Source organism: Rivularia sp. PCC 7116 (genome assembly GCF_000316665.1).
GTDB lineage: Bacteria > Cyanobacteriota > Cyanobacteriia > Cyanobacteriales > Nostocaceae > Rivularia.
Genome location: NC_019678.1, coordinates 3,354,408 through 3,372,218, shown reverse-complemented (window position 1 = coordinate 3,372,218; position 17,811 = coordinate 3,354,408). Strand labels below are relative to the sequence as shown.

13 protein-coding genes are annotated in these 17,811 nt (G+C 37.0%); 4 read left to right on the top strand and 9 right to left on the bottom strand.

Annotated features, from left to right (window positions below; translation table 11 throughout):
- Positions 1–193: 193 nt before the first annotated feature.
- Together RIV7116_RS13240 and tnpA are read right to left on the bottom strand one after the other, a co-directional pair.
- Positions 194–1,528, bottom strand: coding sequence for a hypothetical protein (locus RIV7116_RS13240; RefSeq protein WP_015118806.1), 1,335 nt, complete (start codon positions 1,526–1,528; stop codon positions 194–196).
- 219 nt (positions 1,529–1,747) lie between these two features.
- Positions 1,748–2,161: an IS200/IS605 family transposase gene (tnpA, locus tag RIV7116_RS13235; RefSeq protein WP_015117596.1), complete on the bottom strand. Its 414-nt coding sequence runs from the start codon at positions 2,159–2,161 to the stop codon at positions 1,748–1,750.
- Positions 2,162–2,230: 69 nt separating this feature from the next.
- Here tnpA and RIV7116_RS13230 point away from each other — a divergent pair, with 69 nt between their 5' ends.
- On the top strand, positions 2,231–3,643 hold the full coding sequence (locus RIV7116_RS13230; RefSeq protein ID WP_015117597.1) for an RNA-guided endonuclease TnpB family protein: 1,413 nt from the start codon (positions 2,231–2,233) through the stop codon (positions 3,641–3,643).
- A 97-nt stretch (positions 3,644–3,740) separates the two neighbouring features.
- Here RIV7116_RS13230 and RIV7116_RS13225 read toward each other — a convergent pair whose 3' ends face one another.
- The 5 genes from RIV7116_RS13225 to RIV7116_RS34915 all read right to left on the bottom strand — a co-directional run bounded on the left by RIV7116_RS13225 (position 3,741) and on the right by RIV7116_RS34915 (position 11,632).
- Positions 3,741–4,871: a hybrid sensor histidine kinase/response regulator gene (locus RIV7116_RS13225; protein WP_015118805.1), complete on the bottom strand. Its 1,131-nt coding sequence runs from the start codon at positions 4,869–4,871 to the stop codon at positions 3,741–3,743.
- Positions 4,872–5,042: 171 nt separating this feature from the next.
- Positions 5,043–6,254, bottom strand: coding sequence for a hybrid sensor histidine kinase/response regulator (locus RIV7116_RS13220; RefSeq protein WP_015118804.1), 1,212 nt, complete (start codon positions 6,252–6,254; stop codon positions 5,043–5,045).
- A gap of 264 nt (positions 6,255–6,518) precedes the next feature.
- The gene (locus RIV7116_RS13215) at positions 6,519–6,962 is read right to left on the bottom strand and encodes a response regulator (protein ID WP_044291794.1); all 444 of its coding nucleotides are present in this window, start codon (positions 6,960–6,962) and stop codon (positions 6,519–6,521) included.
- Between the two features lie 155 nt (positions 6,963–7,117).
- A complete protein-coding gene (locus RIV7116_RS35505; RefSeq protein ID WP_015118802.1) occupies positions 7,118–8,932 on the bottom strand; it encodes a CHASE3 domain-containing protein in 1,815 nt (604 codons plus the stop codon).
- A 9-nt stretch (positions 8,933–8,941) separates the two neighbouring features.
- Positions 8,942–11,632 carry a PAS domain-containing sensor histidine kinase gene (locus RIV7116_RS34915; RefSeq protein WP_015118801.1) on the bottom strand — a complete coding sequence of 897 codons (2,691 nt, stop codon included), beginning with the start codon at positions 11,630–11,632 and terminating at the stop codon, positions 8,942–8,944.
- Between the two features lie 452 nt (positions 11,633–12,084).
- Here RIV7116_RS34915 and RIV7116_RS13200 point away from each other — a divergent pair, with 452 nt between their 5' ends.
- From RIV7116_RS13200 to RIV7116_RS13190, 3 genes are all read left to right on the top strand, one after another.
- Positions 12,085–12,804, top strand: a complete 720-nt coding sequence (locus RIV7116_RS13200; RefSeq protein ID WP_015118800.1) for a response regulator transcription factor — start codon at positions 12,085–12,087, stop codon at positions 12,802–12,804.
- Between the two features lie 310 nt (positions 12,805–13,114).
- Positions 13,115–14,932: an aspartate kinase gene (locus RIV7116_RS13195; RefSeq protein WP_015118799.1), complete on the top strand. Its 1,818-nt coding sequence runs from the start codon at positions 13,115–13,117 to the stop codon at positions 14,930–14,932.
- A 363-nt stretch (positions 14,933–15,295) separates the two neighbouring features.
- On the top strand, positions 15,296–15,829 hold the full coding sequence (locus tag RIV7116_RS13190) for a transposase (RefSeq protein WP_015118798.1): 534 nt from the start codon (positions 15,296–15,298) through the stop codon (positions 15,827–15,829).
- Between the two features lie 570 nt (positions 15,830–16,399).
- On the opposite strand, the gene RIV7116_RS13185 is transcribed toward RIV7116_RS13190, so the two are convergent.
- Together RIV7116_RS13185 and RIV7116_RS13180 are read right to left on the bottom strand one after the other, a co-directional pair.
- Positions 16,400–16,840, bottom strand: coding sequence for a cupin domain-containing protein (locus RIV7116_RS13185; protein WP_015118797.1), 441 nt, complete (start codon positions 16,838–16,840; stop codon positions 16,400–16,402).
- 126 nt (positions 16,841–16,966) lie between these two features.
- A complete protein-coding gene (locus RIV7116_RS13180) occupies positions 16,967–17,740 on the bottom strand; it encodes a cysteine hydrolase family protein (RefSeq protein ID WP_015118796.1) in 774 nt (257 codons plus the stop codon).
- Between the last annotated feature and the right edge of the window lie 71 nt (positions 17,741–17,811).

The following is a 17,811-nucleotide window of genomic DNA, read 5'->3' as shown; positions in this document are numbered from 1 at the left end:
TGAGAAGTAACCTAGATATTCGAGAGGAATAGAAATCTACTTCTAAGTAAGTCAAACTAAGTAATTAATTCTTTCACGAAATCAGCAAAATTTTATCGAGTAAAGAACCCATTTCATCAAGCTTTGACTATTTTTTAAGTATTAGTCATTGTAATTTAGTTATAATTTACACTATAAGTGTCAAGCATAATAATTACGAGCCAAACCCTCCTTTAGACTTAATTTTACCCTTCTTACTACTCTTACCTTTAACTTCCGATAATGCTTCTTGAAATAGGTTATGCAAATGCAACGGAACGCTGGCAATTTCAGGTAATTCTACATTTAAATTTTTGTTAAATTCTTTTAATAAATCTACATAATCTGTTTCTAAATTAAAATCTGGACGATTTAATACTTGTTGCAATAGCTTTTCTAACTGCTGGGGATATTCTTCAGATAAACGCTGCCAAATACAGGCTTTGATTTCAGGAGATTCCAGATATTCCTGAACCAACTTAGCCGAATTTGTTTGTTCTTCAATATTATTATCTGCTAGTAGATTTTTAAATTGTGTGTAGTTAGTTAAAAATATCTGTCCCCAACGAGGAAAGCTCAGTACAGTGACTGCTTCAGCTTTTTTTAAATGAGTTGGTAATTCGACTTTCGGAGTTACCATCTTGACACTTTTGTTGCTATCCAAAACCTGAGAAAGCACTTTCGATTCCACACCCATTTCTTCTGCAACACCGGTCATTTCTTCGTCAGAAACATCGGCATCTTGTGCCATTTCTTTCAAAGATTTTGAACTATCAATTCCTGCTGCTGCTAATCTACTTTCTTGTACTTGTTCTTGAAGTTCGCTGAGTTTTTGCTCTAATTGGTATCCCGGTAAAGTTACTTCATCGCTGTCAAAGAACTCAACAAAGTTTTGGTGGTATTTTTCGACTGAAAGCCAAGCTTCTTCTAACAATTCAGGTGCATCACCGTATAAATTGTTTTTATAATTATTTTTGAAATTTCCGATTGCTACAGCTAATTTTGGTTTACCTAACCTCCCCATCAATGTAATCGGAGAAGAAAACATCCAAGAACTGTCATTAATCGGTACAATTCGCGCTAATAGAATTTCTCCTTCCTTAGCACGTTTTAATTGTTGTTGTTCTTTCTCATCAATTTTGACCAAATACTGTTTATCTGTTAACCAGTTTCTTAAAAAACAACCATCATCCGAGATTTTATTGGCTGCAAACAAACCAGCAAAACTGCGTTCCCAACCATTGACTATATCGCTTTGTTCGGGAGATAAATCGGGGTGAGATTCCAAAAAGATATCAACGAGCTTTTTATCTCCCACCATACCTTCAGTGAGAAACATATTTAGCACCATCTCTTGAAGCACTCCAGCTTGAGACTGAGATTGAGAAAAATTAGCTAGCTGCTCTGCACTAAAGGCTTCTAAAGATACAGCTAAATCTCCTTCCGCATCCAAAACAAAATCAATCAGTTGCGAATGTAACTCTTTCGCTGTTTTCAAATTTGTATCCATAATCTTGCCTGCGAGCAGTTAACAGTGACCAGTATAAGAGTAATTTGCAATAATTGAGTCTGCTATAAATATGAAAGCATCTCTGTGGAATCAGCCTGCCTATTTTCTACGGAAATTGTAACCACTCTTCCCTATCAAAATATCTTGGGACGTGAGAACCCCTGGTTTATAACCAGGGGATGAAACGGACAGGTAAAGTTTTAACTTTCCGTGTTTCTTTTATTTACTAGTTTGGTTCTCAATATACTTACGAATAACGTCGGTACTTACTTGTCCTGTAGTAGCTACAAAGTAACTAGGACTCCACAAAGTAGGTAATTTTTTTAACTGTGGATATTCCTTCCTTAGAATATTAGATGCTCTACCCTTAACCCACTTTGCAATTTGAGAAGCTGACTCATGTGGCGGTGAGTTGATAAACATATGTACATGATCTGGCATCACTTCAAGAGCGATTAATCTCCAGCCATGTTCTTTTACTAACTCAAAAATAATTTCCTGTAGCCGCATAGCGATTTCATTAACTAATACTGCTTTACGTCTTTTTGGGACAAACACAAAGTGATAATTTATCGATGACACGGATTTTTCAGCCCTTCTGTATTCATAATCTGACGCTGACAACTTAGCCATTTTATATCAGGGTTTTTTGTTGATTATTTATGTTGAATCAACTATATTAATAAACAAGGAGGTGGTCAAGTGTACAAAACAGTTCCAATAAAAGCAAAATTTACGGATGAAGAAAAAGCTTTCTGGGTAGATCAGTGTGAGCATTCAAACAGTTTATATAACTCTGCTATTTATCTGGCACGCCAGAATCATTATGCAATGCTACTTGAAAGAAAGGCTAATACAACTTACTGGTGTGGAGATGAACTTAGAAGTGGTTGGAAAACTTACAGATTAGAAACTAATTATTATCATTTAGATAAACAGCTTAAAACTTGCATTCACTACTTTTCATTGGCTGCACAAGCTGCACAACAAACATTAAAGTTAGTAGGAGAATCAATAACTAGTTACAATAAATTAGTGGATAAGTATTACTTAGGAGATGGCAGTAGGCCATCAATTCCCAAGTACAGAAAGTCTGGTGGTTTATTCGCAGTTACGTTCCCAAAACAAGCCTTGGCTTGTCATAATGGTTATATTTATCCCTCAATCAGTAAAGCAACAAAGCCTGAATTAATAACATCAATTAAGCTTATTTTGCCCGAATTTATTAGCTTTGATTGGATTAAAGAAGTAATTATTCGTCCTAGTCGTGGAGAGTTTTGGGTTGATTGGGTGATAGACGATGGTAAACAGCCAATTATAAATAATAAGAGTCTTAACTACAATCATGCAATTAGCATTGATCACGGTGTAAAGTTTTGGTTGTCAGCAGTTACTACCCTTGGTAAAAGTTTTATTGTTGAATCTCCACAGCTAAAAACTGCACTCCATAAATATCGAAATCAAGTACAGCAACATAAGAAAAACAAACCTAGTAGATACTGGGACAATTACCTTGATAGAATCACAGCAAAACGCAATTTACAAGTCAGAGATGCAGTAAATAAAGCCGCTAGGTTTATCATCAATAAATGCTTAAAAGACGGTATCGGGAATTTAGTAATTGGTTGGAATGAGGGAAATAAAACCAACATTAATATTGGTAGAAACAATAATTATGAAGTTGTTTCAATGCCAACCAAAAGACTTATTGAGAGGTTAAGACAATTGTGTGAAGAATATGGTATTAGATTCCACATAACCACTGAGGAGTATACTTCTAAAGCTTCTTTTATTGATAATGATGAATTACATCAATACGGTGCAAAACCCATAGAATGGAAGCCATCAGGTAAAAGAATTAGTAGAGATGTATACCGCACAAAAGACGGTTTATTGATTCATGCAGATTTAAATGCAGCATCTAACATTCTACGAAAGGTTGCCGACCAGATTTTTATTAACTCCGGCATCGCAAAACTAGCTTTTGAAATAATTAAACGGGGTGCTTTGACACACCCCAAACGGTACGATATTTTTAGTAATCTAAAAAGGTCTTATCGCAAGCAAACAATGTCACGCAGTATGTCTTTAGACTACGGAGTGACAACTGCTTAGAATCCCAGTTTTTTTCAAAGCTGGGAGATGTCAATTACCCCCTCTTCCAAACATAAGTAATCATAAAGGCGGGAAGGGAGCAAGATATTCTCATGCATTATTTGGCGTTTGCTGTTAACTGCTCGCTTTGAACTGGCAAACTAATTGTAAACGTGCTTCCAGTTCCTGATTCGGACTCTACATTAATTGAGCCATTATGTGCTTCTACAATACAACGGGATAGATATAGCCCCAAACCGCTGCCAGAATTTTTGTGCTTGCCGGGGCGAAATCTTTCAAATAATATTGCTTGTTCTTCTGGAGCCATTCCGGGGCCGGTATCTTTAATACTTATTTGTGCTGTTTGCGAATATAATTTTAAGTTTACTTCTATAAAGCCTGTTTTTGTAAATTTAATTGCGTTGCCAATAATATTTGTTAAAACTCTTTTGATTTCTATGCGGTCTGCAAAAATAGTGTATATTTCGCTATTTTCTAAATCAATATTTTCTAAATTAGATTTTAACTTTAGTTCTTTTTCTTCTGCTAAAGGCGTTAATTCTTGAATTACGTCACGGACTAAATCATAAATACTGATTTTATCAAAGTTAATTTGTTTGCAGTCTGCTTCATAACGATAAACTTCCAGCAAACTATTTACCATATGTAGCAAGTCATCATTGCTGGTAATCATGGTAGTAAATATCTGTTCAATTTCTGGAGATATTTCAAAAAATCTACCTTCACGCAATAATTTTAAAATCCGGTTGGAAGCAGCTAGAGGTGTTCTTAAATCGTGAGTGAAGCGGGAGACAAAATCTTGACGCAAACTCGCCATGTGGTCGCGTTCATCTATACTGTGTTTGAGTCGCAAAAGGCTACGCACTCGGGCTTGCAGTTCATCAGCATCTACTGGTTTGCGGATAAAGTCGTCCGCACCTGCATCTAATCCTTCCACAACGCTGATGCTATCGTGAGCGGTGATTAATAAGATCGGAATAAATGGTAGCTGTTTATTCTGACGAACGCGACGAGTAAATTCATAGCCATCGATTTCTGGCATCATTACATCTAAAAGAATCAAATCTGGCGGCGACTCTTCCACCATTTCTAAACCAAGTTTACTATCCTGTTGAATCTCAATTTCATATCCTTCATCTTCTAATATAGTTTCAATAACTAATAGGTTATCGTAAATATCATCTACGACTAGAATTCGGTCTTGTCTTGCTAGTTTGTTGTTAGACATAATCTATCTTCTTAAATAGTAATAATTTTACAGATAATTTTATCTACATTAAATTAAACTAAATTTATTTGATTTGATTTGGTTTTGCTTTTATTTTTCTCTGAAAAAATATCTTTATTAATAATTACTATATGTATATTATTTATTAATTTGCAAAAACAATATATTAACTTATTCCTCTACTTTAATATAGCGCGGTAAATTGACTTTAAAGGTAGAGCCTACTTCTAATTGGCTTTCAACTGAAACTATACCGTTCATCATTTTTACTAAAGATTGTGTAATTGCTAAACCTAATCCCGTCCCAGCATATTTACGGGAAATAGTTTGATTTATTTGGCGAAAAGGTTCAAAAATATGCTTTATACTATCTTCGGAAATACCAATACCTGTATCTTCGACGCTAACAGTAAAATGAGTATCCGATATTTCTTTAGCTTCTATCAAAACCATTCCCTTCTCAGTAAATTTAATCGCGTTAGATATTAAATTTACCAAAATCTGACGCAGGCGATTTCTATCGTTAAAAACTTTGGTATCTCGTAATTTTAGTTCAACTTTAACATCTAATTCTGTTTGCGATTTTAAAGAAAGTAACTCTTCTACAGTAGTTGTAATCAATTGAGATAAATCAAATTTTTCCGGATATAATTTTAAACCTCCAGCTTCAATTTTTGATAGATCTAAGATATCGTTAATTAAAGCAAGTAAATTTTTACCGTTACCGTGAATGCGTTCGATCATATCCACTTGCTGTCGAGAAAAATTGCCTTTGTTTTTACGTTGCAACATTTGAGAAAATGCCATGATTGCATTTAAAGGAGTTCGCAATTCGTGGGACATAGTTGCTAAAAACTTGGATTTTGTTTCCGAAGCTTCTAATAATTTTAAGTTTTGGATATGAATTTGTTCTCTTTTTTCCTCTAATTCCCTATTTTTCTTTTTCAATAATTCATTACTTTGTTTTAATTGTTTATTAAATAACTCAATTTGGACTTCCGCTTCATAAATACGAATGACGTTTCTTAGAGTTGCACTCAGCAAATCGGGAGTAATTCTTGACTTAGTAATATAGTCGGAGGCTCCTGCTTTCATTAATTCAACAGCAGTTTGTTCGTCTCCTTGTCCGGTTAAAACTATCAGCGGTACTTTTGAACCTGATGCACGTATTTCTTGGACTACAGCTAACCCATCTTTTCCCGGCAACAGATAGTCTACAAATATACAGTCAAAGTCGGTTTTTTCTAAAATTTCAACAGCTTCGGAATAATCGCTCGCTTCAAGCAACTTCATTTTGATACCTGCTGCTTTCAAAGCCCGACTAATAGCCATGCGATCTACTTCATCATCATCAATAATTAATATGTTATAAATTTCTTCCATCTGCTCTAATAAAAAAATAGGTTGAAAAGATATGTTTGACTACTGCTAAGTTAAAGACATAAAGATTGAATTTATTTTTTAGTTCTTGAATTAAAGTCAAAAGCAAAACTGTATCTAATTTATTCAAAAAAATCAAAATTCATTATTTATAAGCTAACTTGCGAGAGGATAATATATTAAGAGTAATATTTTAAAAATATTTTTATTAAAAGTATTCAGAAAAAATTAAGTATATGAATAATTAAATATCTCCACTCTTTTAAACTATGAGTTAGGCATTTCCGAAAAAGACCAGTAACTATTAAGAGCTTGCATTAATTCCACAAATCTCGAAAAAGTCACCGGTTTTAAAAGGTAACCCGCGACATTCAAATCAAATGCTTCAATCATATCTTTATCTTGATTAGATGTTGTCAGCATAACCACTGGAGTCAACTTCAAATCTTTATCTGCACGTATTGTTTGCAGAAATTCTAAGCCGCTCATTTTCGGCATATTAATATCTAATAATATCAAACGACGTTCGTTAGGAACTTGACAAAGTTGCTCGTTTCCACCGCGCAACATTATTAATGCTTCTATACCATTTCTGGCTACATAGAGTGGATTATTTATATTAGCTTTTTTGAAAGCTCGCTCTACGTTCATAATATCTACTTCGTCATCTTCCACGAGTAAGATATTTACTGTTCTGTCATTTTCTTGCATTGTCAACGGGGATAAATCTTTCAAATGCCTATTCAAACAATCATAGGGCATTATAAAGGTGTACTTTAGTGAATTGTAAACCCATACTTGCACGTCGGTGTTTGACCATTAGTGAGGATTTTCTATCAAGCAACCTATTCCTATTGGATGAAGTACTATTGTCCCATTGTTGATTTATGCCAGGTAAAAGAAAAAGTTGCTCCTTTGCCTAACTCCGAATTTAGATGGATTTTACCGCCTTCTGACTCGACAATTTTTTTTACGATAGACAAACCAACTCCAGTATTTTCCTTTTTGTCGCGAGATTGGAGAGTTTGGAAGATAGTAAAAATTTTATCTTTATGCTTAGGATCGATGCCTTTACCATCATCGGCGACAATAAAGTTATATACATTACCTTTGTCTTCCACAAAAATTTTTATATTTCCATCATCGCGCGGGTGATGTTTGATGGCATTACTTAATAAATTGGCAAATACCTGTCTTAGAAGCAATTTTTTAGTAGTAAATGTTGGTAATTCGCTAGAAATTTCAATGTTAAACTCCGCTGGGGGGTTAAGAGAATCAATAATTTCTGCTAAAAGTTCTCGCACATCAACTTTTTCTTCTGAGGTTTGAATTCTTCCTACCCGAGAATATTCGAGTAAACCGTTAATCAAAGCTTCCATTCGATAAACTCGTTTTCTCAGAAGTTCAAACTGATTTTGGTTTTCTGGTGATAAATCATTTTGAATATCTTCTTCCAACCATTGAGAAAGATTGGCAATTCCCCTCAATGGTGCTTTTAAATCGTGGGAAGCAATATAGGCAAAGTCATCTAATTCCTGATTTCTTTCAGTTAAAGCTTGGTTTGTACTTGCTAACAATACACTTAAGCGAGACAATTCTTGAACGTTAGCTTCTAGTTTTTCTCTGGCTTGGGTTTGCTCGGTAATATCGCGAACAATCACCATTTTTCCATTATCGTGCTGCAAATCGCTGATGGATATCTCCACCGGAAAACTGCTCCCTACTTTGCGATTAGCTAATGCGTATACTGGTAAACTTTGATGAGAAGTCGAAATCTTCTGACTTAATTGAGTATCAATATTTTTTTCGGTTTTAGAAATTAAGAAATCAATATTTTTACCCATAACATCTTGAGATTGATAGCCAAACATTTCAGTTGCTGCTTGGTTAAAACTATCGATTCTATCTTGTTTATCTAAAGTTATAATTCCATCTACCACATTCCCCATTATTCCTTCAAGCAAGCTTTTCTTTTGTTTGAGTTGTAATTCCTGCCCTTCGATTTGCCAGTCAAGCTTACTGAATAAATATATTGCTCCTACATAGCTAGATACACTAATAGCTAGAGTTATCCATAATACTGTGATATTCTGATTGCGAATGGGGTTTAGATTTTGACGATATATATCTAGTTGATTAAGTTCTGCTTCGCGTAAAGCATCAATTTCATCACGAATCGTATCCATGACATTTTTACCTTGATAAAGCAAAATGTCTGATGCAGGTGAGTCGATATTATTTCGTTTTCTTTGGTTAACTTGTTCTATTCTTTGCTCTAGAATAGAAATATTTTGTCGTGCTAAAGTTTTTATGCGCTTAAATTTTTCGACTTCAGCATCATCGGATAGCTTTTCTTCTAGCCTATTTATAATCTTTGGTAATTCCTGACGGGCAGTATTATAAGGTTCTAAAAAAGTTTGATTGCGAGAAATTATATAGCCCCGCGTACCTGTTTCAGCATCTAGTAAAATTTTGAGCAGTCTATTGCTATCTAAAAGTATCGTTTTAGTATGGTCAATTTGTTGGTAAGTTGCAATAGCATTTTGTCTTAACGAAACCGAGGCATATAAAGTTACTATCAAACAAGAAAAAGGAAGTGCAATTATGATTGCACCGCGATGACGTACTGGTAAAGAATGCCAGACAGTTCTGATTTTTGCGAACAAATTAATTTTTGGCATTGTTGATAATTACTTATGCCAGGTAAAGCAGAAACTTGCTCCTTTATCAACATCGGAGTCTACAGTAATTTTAGCTCCTTCGGTTTCCAGGATTTTTTTCACGATAGATAAACCTACCCCAGTACTTTCCTTTTTATCGCGGGCTTGTAAAGTTTGGAAAATAACAAATATTTTATCGTGATATTGGGGAGAAATCCCCGAACCGTCATCAGATACACAGAATTCGTAACAATTACCTTTGTCTTTTACAGAAATCTCGATGTTACCACAGGCAGAATTGTGGTGGGTAATCGCATTCTCAATCAAATTTATGAATACTCGCCTCAACAACATGCTTTTTGTTGTTAGAGTCGGCATATTATCTTTGACTTTGATGTTGAAACTTTCCGGTGCGAGTTCATCAATTATTTGTGCTAAAAGCTGATTAACATCAACCTTTTCTTCGGCATTTTTAACACGTCCAATACGGGAATATTGTAGCAAACCATCAATTAAAGCTTCCATACGATAAACTCGCTGGCGTAGCAATTCTAGATGACGTTGATTCTCTGGTTCTAATGCTTCCGATAAATCGTCTTCCAACCATTGAGATAAATTGGCGATCGCCCGTAACGGTGCTTTCAAATCGTGGGATGCAACATAAGCAAATTGATCTAGTTCGCAGTTGCGCTTTCTTAGCTCAGTTGCGGTTTGAGTTAATAATACATTTAATTCTTCTTGCTCTTGCGCTCTTAGTAAAAGCTGAGTTTGTGCTTCCTTGCGTTGACTAATATCTTTAATAACACCAAGAAAATAATCTTGTTCGCCGTTGGCTTGACTTACAAGAGAAACCGTAATTTCTATCCAGATTACACCGCCATTTTTACAGATATAGCGTTTCTCCATAGAGAAATTTTGAATTTTACCTGCTAACAAATCGCGAACTCGATCCAAATCGCTTTGTAAATCATCGGCATAAGTAATTTCTTCAAAACTGCGTTCTAAAAGTTCCGAACGAGAGTATCCTAAAATATCGCAAAGCTTTTGATTTACCCGGACAAACTTACCATTTGCATCTGCATGACAAATACCAACTGCTGCTTGTTCAAAAGTCGAACGAAAACGCTCCTCGCTGGCTCGCAAAGCTTTTTCCGACTGCTTTTGATTGCTAATATCGGTAATAGTACCAACATGTCCTATTAATACTCCATCAATATCAAATTCTGGAACCGATTGAGCTAATACCCAAACTACAGAATTATCGGGGCGTTGGAAACGGAATTCGCACTCAAGTGGTATTTTCTGCTCAACACAGTTTTTTACTTGTGCCTCCACTCGCGCTTTATCTTGCGAATAAACCGCCTCACGCCATCCTTGATTAATTACTTGGTCAAAATTATACCCGGTGATATCACACCAGCGTTGATTGACATAAAGTAAATTTGCCGAGCCATCGCAACGATAAATACCAACCGGAGAAATTCTTGCTAAAGTACTGTAACGACGTTGACTTTCTCGCAAAGCTTGTTCTGATTTTTTGCGTTCGGTAATATCGGTAACAGTTCCCGCCATTCGTAAAGCATTACCGGAATCATCATAATAGTAACGACCGTAGGATTCAATCCAGCGCACAGTATTATCGGGCAAAACTATGCGGTACTCGCAAACATAATCGGTATGTTTATATAAAGCATCTTTCCAGGCAGCCTGGGCTAATGGTAAATCGTCGGGATGAACCCTAGATGCCCAATCTTCGTAGGTATGTTCTCCATTTCCCGATCCGTAACCGAAAATAACATCGTGATAGGGAGTCCATATATTTTTATTCGTAAAAGAATCCCAATACCAAGATCCCATTTTCGCAGCATCTAACGATAAAGTTAATCTTTCAAAGTATTTTTGAATTTCAGTTTGTACAGAGTCATGCTGTAGGGAATTAATATCTTGCATCTTCAGTACTGCACCTAAATTTTCTCCCGAAGCATTAAAAATTGGATTTCCATTCAACAGCAAAGTCCGAGTTTTTCCCTGCTTCGGTACGATAGTGATTTTTTGGTTTTCAACTACTTGCCCCTGCTTTACTTGATGCTGCAATATTTCCTCAGTTCTTATTGCTTCGCTACCCTGAATCGGACTCACATCGTAATACTGTTGCCATTCTTCTATCGGAAGGGACTTATTTGGCAAACCGTGAAACTCTGCTGCTGTTTGATTGCACTCAATTGTATTTGCTGTTTTATCCCAAGCTACTACACCCTCACTTAGCTGGGAAAATAGAATTTCCAAAAATTCATTTCGCCGTTCTAAGGCAATTTCTTTTTCTTTATAATTGTTAATATTATGACAGACAATCACCCATTCAATCACTTGTTGTTTTTCGTCAAAACAAGGCTGGGCAGAAGCTACATACCAATAAGCTTTTTTATCTTTATGTATAATTCGGAATTCGTACTCCCAGGATTCACAGGCTTTAACTGCTGACAACCAAGACTCATAAAACTCATCTCGTTCGGATTCGTGAACGGCACAAATAAAATTTAAACCCAAAGATTGACTTTCGCTAAGTCCGGTTACCTGGTACCATTGTTGGTTGAAATGAGCGATCCGTCCATCGGCATCCGCAAAAAAGACAAGCTGTGTCGTAGCTTGAATAATTCGTCTAAAGCGAGCTTCAGTTTGAGTAATGTTATTATTTTCAGCAGGATAATAACTTTGATTCATTACTTAGGATATAGAAAATGCAGCATTAGCTAAAATATTCATAGTAAATATTGCTTGGTCACAATTCCTCTGTAAAAAAAATGGGCATACTTACCGTTGTTGCTCGAATAGCAACAACGGAGGAGTCCCTTGGTTTTTAAACCAAGGCTTTTTTAAAGCCTGCCAATTTTTTTTAGGAGTACGTCGGTAATTGATAACCAGCAATTGCTAACTATTAAAAGGATAATCCTTAAAAGCTTATTCTTACTAGCTTCTACAGTTCAGTTATTTTGTATATAGGTATCTATCATAAGGATTAAATCTCAAATATGTATTTATAACTGTTTGTAAACAAAAGGCTTGCAGTCATATCTGTCAGCCGATTTAATACAATAAACATAATCGTTTTTTTAAGATAGCTCCGCTATTTTAAGTAGGGTTTTAAATAATGTGGGTAGAGGTTGGATAATAATATGAGTGAAATTAAAGTAGTCGTCATTGAAGACCATAATTTAACTAGGATAGGTCTAAAAGCGGCTTTAGAAACTCGCCAAGATATTAAAATTGTTGGCGAAGCTTCCAATGGAACCGATGGTTTAAATCTTCTTAAAAACCTAAAACCAGATGTTGCTACAATTGACCTTGGTTTACCCGATATAGATGGTATTGAATTAACGCGGAGATTTCGGCAATATCAAGCAGAAATTGGCAACCAAGATACCAAAATCTTGGTTCTAACCATGCAAAACAGTGACGAAGCGGTATTAGCAGCATTTGGTGCTGGTGCTGATTCTTACTGTATGAAAGATATTGAAAGCGATAAATTAGTAGAAGCAGTAGAAGCAACAGCCTCTTCCGGCTCTTGGATCGATCCAGCGATTGCAGATATTGTTCTGCGACAAGTACGTCAAGAAGTATCTGAAGGAAAGTCAGCAGCAGATGCAAAAACAGTTGCCATTCAAGCAGTAGATCCAGAAGTTGAAAAAGTTATAGAAACTTATCCGTTAACAAAACGGGAATTAGAAGTATTAGAATTAATCGTTTCTGGATGCGATAATGCAGCAATTGCTAAAGAACTATACCTAACAATCGGTACCGTAAAAACCCATGTTAGAGGCATTCTCAGCAAGCTTTGTGTTGACGATCGCACTCAAGCAGCAGTACGCGCATTGCGTTCGGGAATAGTACAGTGAGCAGTTAACAGTCAACAGTTAACAGTAATCAGTAACTCAGTAGCCAGCAATGTACGAACAGTTACTGATTTCATTTTTTTTACCTATTACCCATTACCCATTCCCAATTACCCATTCCCAATGCCCCATGCCCAATCCATAATCTTTTATTAATATTAAAAATCAAGAAAATGTAATAATACACTAGACTTATGGGGTGTAGTGTCTGATAAGTTGTTAATAATATGCTCGTTAATAGCTGGCGGTAGCTTTTGCGATAACCCTGGCTGTAAAACGGTAAGATACTTTCCCATATCCCCATACAATTATCATGGCGCTCATAGTTCAAAAATACGGTGGTTCTTCTGTAGGTTCGGTTGAACGCATTCAAGCAGTAGCAAAGCGCGTTTGGCTTACTGCTAAAGCCGGAAATTCTGTGGTAGTGGTAGTTTCTGCTATGGGAAAAACTACTGATGGACTTGTGAAACTAGCCTCTGACATTTCTCCGGTGCCTTCAAGAAGAGAAATGGATATGTTGCTTTCAACTGGGGAACAGGTATCTATTGCTTTGGTAAGTATGGCATTACAGGAAATTGGACAGCCTGCGATCTCTTTAACTGGTGCTCAAGTCGGAATTGTTACTGAAGCAGAACATACCCGCGCTCGTATTTTGCATATTGCCACGCAACGGATAGAAAAATGCCTAGAACAAGGTAGAGTAGTTGTAATTGCTGGTTTTCAGGGAATCAGCAGCACCGAAGAATTAGAGATTACAACTCTAGGACGTGGCGGTTCCGACACCTCAGCAGTGGCGATCGCCGCAGCATTAAGTGCAGAAAAATGTGAAATTTATACAGATGTACCGGGAATATTAACTACAGATCCGCGTTTGGTTCCCGAAGCACAATTAATGGCGCAAGTTACCAGCGATGAAATGTTGGAATTAGCTTCTTTAGGAGCAAAAGTTTTGCATCCCCGCGCTGTAGAAATAGCTCGTAATTACGGCGTGCAATTAGTAGTACGCTCTAGCTGGACGGACGATCCAGGTACTGTAGTTGATTCACCAGAACCCAAACCCCGCTCTCTAGTTAATTTGGAAATAGCCCGACCGGTTGACGATATAGAATTTGATACCAATCAAGCCAAAGTCTCACTATTGCGCGTACCTGATAAGCCGGGGGTTGCAGCGCAGCTATTTGGAGAAATTGCTCGTCAGAAAGTAGACGTAGATTTAATTATCCAGTCAATTCATGACGGTAATACCAACGACATTGCTTTTACAGTAATGTCACCGATATTGAAGAAAGCAGAAGCAGTTGCATCAGCTATAGCACCAGCACTCCGCAGTACGGACTCCGAAACAGAAGAAGCCGAAGTCATGGTACAGCAAAATATAGCTAAAGTAAGTATAGTGGGTGCGGGAATGATTGGTCGTCCCGGTGTTGCTGCCGAAATGTTTGCAACCCTAGCGCGAAAGGGAGTAAACATTAGAATGATTTCCACAAGCGAAGTAAAAGTTAGCTGCGTAATCGATAGCGTAGATTGCGACAAAGCAGTAGCAGCATTGCGAGAAGCATTTGAAATCGAATCAGATTCCCTTTCTCCCTCTCCTTCCTCATCTGTCCCCATTCGCCCTTCCTCCCCACCAGTAAGGGGAGTTGCCCTCGACATGAAGCAGGCGCGTTTGGGAATTCGTAGAGTACCCGACGTACCGGGAATGGCAGAAAAAATCTTTGGAACCTTAGCTGCTCGCAATATTAGCGTTGACATGATAATTCAGTCCCAGCGCTGTCATGTAATTAAAAATATTCCTACCAGAGATATAGCCTTCACCGTAGCCAGAGTAGAGGCAAGAGCAGCCCAAGAATTATTACAGCAAGCCACAGCAGAATGCGGTTGGGGTGAAGTAGTGCTTGATATGGAAATTGCCAAAGTCAGTGTAGTTGGTGCCGGAATGGTAGGGCAGCCAGGAGTTGCAGCGAAAATGTTTGAATCTTTATCAGAGGAAAACATTAACATTCAAATGATTACCACCTCAGAAATCAAAATTAGTTGCGTAGTTGCAGAAGAGCAGGGAGTCAAAGCCTTAAAAGCCATTCATACGGCATTTGAATTAGGGGGAACAGAAGAATTTGTAGTTCCCGGTTAGATAGTTAGCAGTTAACAGTTAACAGTTATCAATTGAATTGAAGTAGTAACGCACCATAACTCGTTAACTCGTTCCCAGTCTCCGGCTGGGAATGCATTTGGGGAGGTTCTACCTCCTCGTTTATAAACGAGGCAGAGCCTCTTAAAAAGCATTCCCACAGAGAAGCTAGGGAACGAGAAAAAGGCAAAGACGGGGAGCGAGAAAATAAACGAGGCAGAGCCTCTTAGAAAGCATTCCCAGCCGGAGACTGGGAACGAGAATAAGGACAAATTTTGAATGTATTTTAGTTTCTAGCTCAAGACTGGGAACTATAGTAAGGAGGCAAACAGAGCCTCTTTAACATTTAAGATTTTATATTACTTTATGGGACGCTCTCGTTATAAATTCATTGAAAACAACCCACATTTCCTCACCTGTACAATTGTTAATTGGCTTCCTATATTTAGCCAACCAGAATTCGCTCAGATAATTATTAAATCCTTAGACTTTCTTTCTGGTAGTCAACGTTTAACCTTACATGCTTATGTGATGATGGAAAACCATCTTCACTTAATTGCTTCATCAAAAAACATTTCAAAAGAAATAGCTGCTTTTAAATCATTTACTGCTCGTTCAATAATCGATAAATTGAAACAGAATCAAGCAGAGTACTTGCTTAAACAATTAAGATTTCATAAGAAACTACATAAGACTTCCCAAGAGCATCAATTATGGCAAGAAGGTTCGCATCCACAGACAATATCAACCCAAGAGATGTTGATACAAAAATTGGAATATATACATAATAATCCTATTAGACGAGGTTATGTAGATGAACCTGCCCATTGGCGATATTCCAGTTATCGTAATTATATGGATATGAAAGGAATTTTAAATATTGATGTATTAGAGATATAGTTTATTTTTCTAGTACTCGTTCCCTGACTCTGCCTGGGAATACATTCTAGGAGGCTCTGCCTCCTTTATATCTGCCTCCTTTATAAATGAGAAGGTAGAACCTTCCGACATGCATTCCCAGCCGGAGACTGGGAACGAGGAAATCAACAATTAGTTTTATTAGAAGATAAAATAAAATATAAAAAAATAGTTAGAGTTGCTGAAGTTGGTTTCAATATAATTGCAGTTAGAGAAGACCTTTGTCAAAAAATATTAAATAGCGGTGCTAAAGGTATTGAATTCAAAGAACTCAGTCAAACACTTTGGTAAAGCGAAAAATTAGAATCGTAGCGGTAGCGGTTTTCAGTTGGATACAATGAGGCACCATTATTTAAGTTCATCATTGAATATCAACTTCTCCTGGTAAATCAAAGGCAATTAATATAGCTAATTCCAATTTTTGTAAAGAATTAGGTGAGATAGTTCCCCATAAACGTAAAAAACGAATTTTGAAAGTTAGGAATTAGGAGTTATGAGTTATTAAATTTCTCACTGATAACTGATAACTGCTCACTGCTCACTGTTAACTGCTCACTGATACTGTCTTCCCAAAACAGCCATATCTTCCTCATCTAATTCTACAGGTGTACCGCTGCGAATTAATTCGGCAAAATCTTCATTGGGAACCATAATAGTTAAAGTATACAAGCGTCCAGAACCAGTATTTTCAATTAGATGAGTACCGGTAGCAGGAACTAGTAAACTATCTCCAGCTTTAATATTTATAGTCTTACCATCGCAAGTTGCTTTACCTTCCCCTTTAAGCACAAAAAACATTTCCAACGCAAACAAATGACGATTGGGGGGAGTCTTACCACCCACATCAAAAATTTCCACACAACAAGTTAAGGAAGAATTAGCGATCGCCGGATCGAAAACAATCGCCAAACGGTTAGAATCATCAGGACTAATCCGATACGCTTGATAATCAGAAGGAGATTTAATAACCGGAATTACGCAACTGTTAATCATACTTGTTGTTAGTGGTTAGTTGTTAGTGGTTAGTGGTTGGTGGTTAGAGGTTAAGAGTTGGGAATTAGGATTTATAACTTTGTACCCATTACCCATTACCAATTACCTTTTCCCATTACCCTTACCCTATCCTCCTGATTCAATTCCTTCAACAATCCTTACCGAGTCTGTAACAAAACCAAATAATTGTTTAACGTTATACAGGGTTGCTAACCAGCAATATTCTGGGGAAGTGGTGGCACTACAATCTTTGATAAAAATGCAGTCATATCCTAAAAAGTTAGCATCTTGTAAAGTACATAGAACGCATTGGTCTGCATTGACACCAGCGAACAATAAAGTTGTTTTGCCTAAATTTTTTAAAATGCTATCTAAAGGCGTATCCCAAAAGCCACTCATCCTAAATTTATCTATGTAAATATCTTCAGGTAACTGTTCTAATTCATCCACAACAGCGGCAGCCCAGCTATCTTTTGTGAGAACTTTGGCACCGTTATTTGGTAAAGCATCTCCCAAACCTACACCTTCACCAGTAGGATTATAAACGTGACGCAAACCCGCACTGATATTTAACAAATCGGGGCGATTCCCCCAATTGAGCCATATCACGGGTACATTTTGCGATCGCAGCACCGGCAGCAAGTTTTGCAAAGGCTGAATCGGTTGTCGTGCGGCGTTTACGTCCACTCCAATATGCGCCAACCAACCATCGGGATGACAAAAATCATTCTGCATATCGATGACAATAATTGCGATTTTCGCTAAGTCAAAGCACACATTTTTTGTTTCTGTGGCTACAATAACCGGTTGTGGATCTAATTGAGAGCGAGTAATGTCTGCGATAGTATCGTTTACCATCCAAGCATTCGGTGCAACTCCCAGGGGTTTTAATGGTTTCATAATTTAAAGGGATGGGTAATTGGTAATTGGGCATTGGGCATGGGGGATTGGGAATGGGTATGCTACTCGTT

Bases quoted from the DNA above. Each gene is read 5' to 3' on its own strand.
- RIV7116_RS13240 (WP_015118806.1), bottom strand. From the start codon at position 1,528: ATGGATACAAATTTGAAAACAGCGAAAGAGTTACATTCGCAACTGATT.
- tnpA (WP_015117596.1), bottom strand. From the start codon at position 2,161: ATGGCTAAGTTGTCAGCGTCAGATTATGAATACAGAAGGGCTGAAAAA.
- RIV7116_RS13225 (WP_015118805.1), bottom strand. From the start codon at position 4,871: ATGTCTAACAACAAACTAGCAAGACAAGACCGAATTCTAGTCGTAGAT.
- RIV7116_RS13220 (WP_015118804.1), bottom strand. From the start codon at position 6,254: ATGGAAGAAATTTATAACATATTAATTATTGATGATGATGAAGTAGAT.
- RIV7116_RS13215 (WP_044291794.1), bottom strand. From the start codon at position 6,962: ATGCAAGAAAATGACAGAACAGTAAATATCTTACTCGTGGAAGATGAC.
- RIV7116_RS35505 (WP_015118802.1), bottom strand. From the start codon at position 8,932: ATGCCAAAAATTAATTTGTTCGCAAAAATCAGAACTGTCTGGCATTCT.
- RIV7116_RS34915 (WP_015118801.1), bottom strand. From the start codon at position 11,632: ATGAATCAAAGTTATTATCCTGCTGAAAATAATAACATTACTCAAACT.
- RIV7116_RS13200 (WP_015118800.1), top strand. From the start codon at position 12,085: ATGAGTGAAATTAAAGTAGTCGTCATTGAAGACCATAATTTAACTAGG.
- RIV7116_RS13195 (WP_015118799.1), top strand. From the start codon at position 13,115: ATGGCGCTCATAGTTCAAAAATACGGTGGTTCTTCTGTAGGTTCGGTT.
- RIV7116_RS13190 (WP_015118798.1), top strand. From the start codon at position 15,296: ATGGGACGCTCTCGTTATAAATTCATTGAAAACAACCCACATTTCCTC.
- RIV7116_RS13185 (WP_015118797.1), bottom strand. From the start codon at position 16,840: ATGATTAACAGTTGCGTAATTCCGGTTATTAAATCTCCTTCTGATTAT.
- RIV7116_RS13180 (WP_015118796.1), bottom strand. From the start codon at position 17,740: ATGAAACCATTAAAACCCCTGGGAGTTGCACCGAATGCTTGGATGGTA.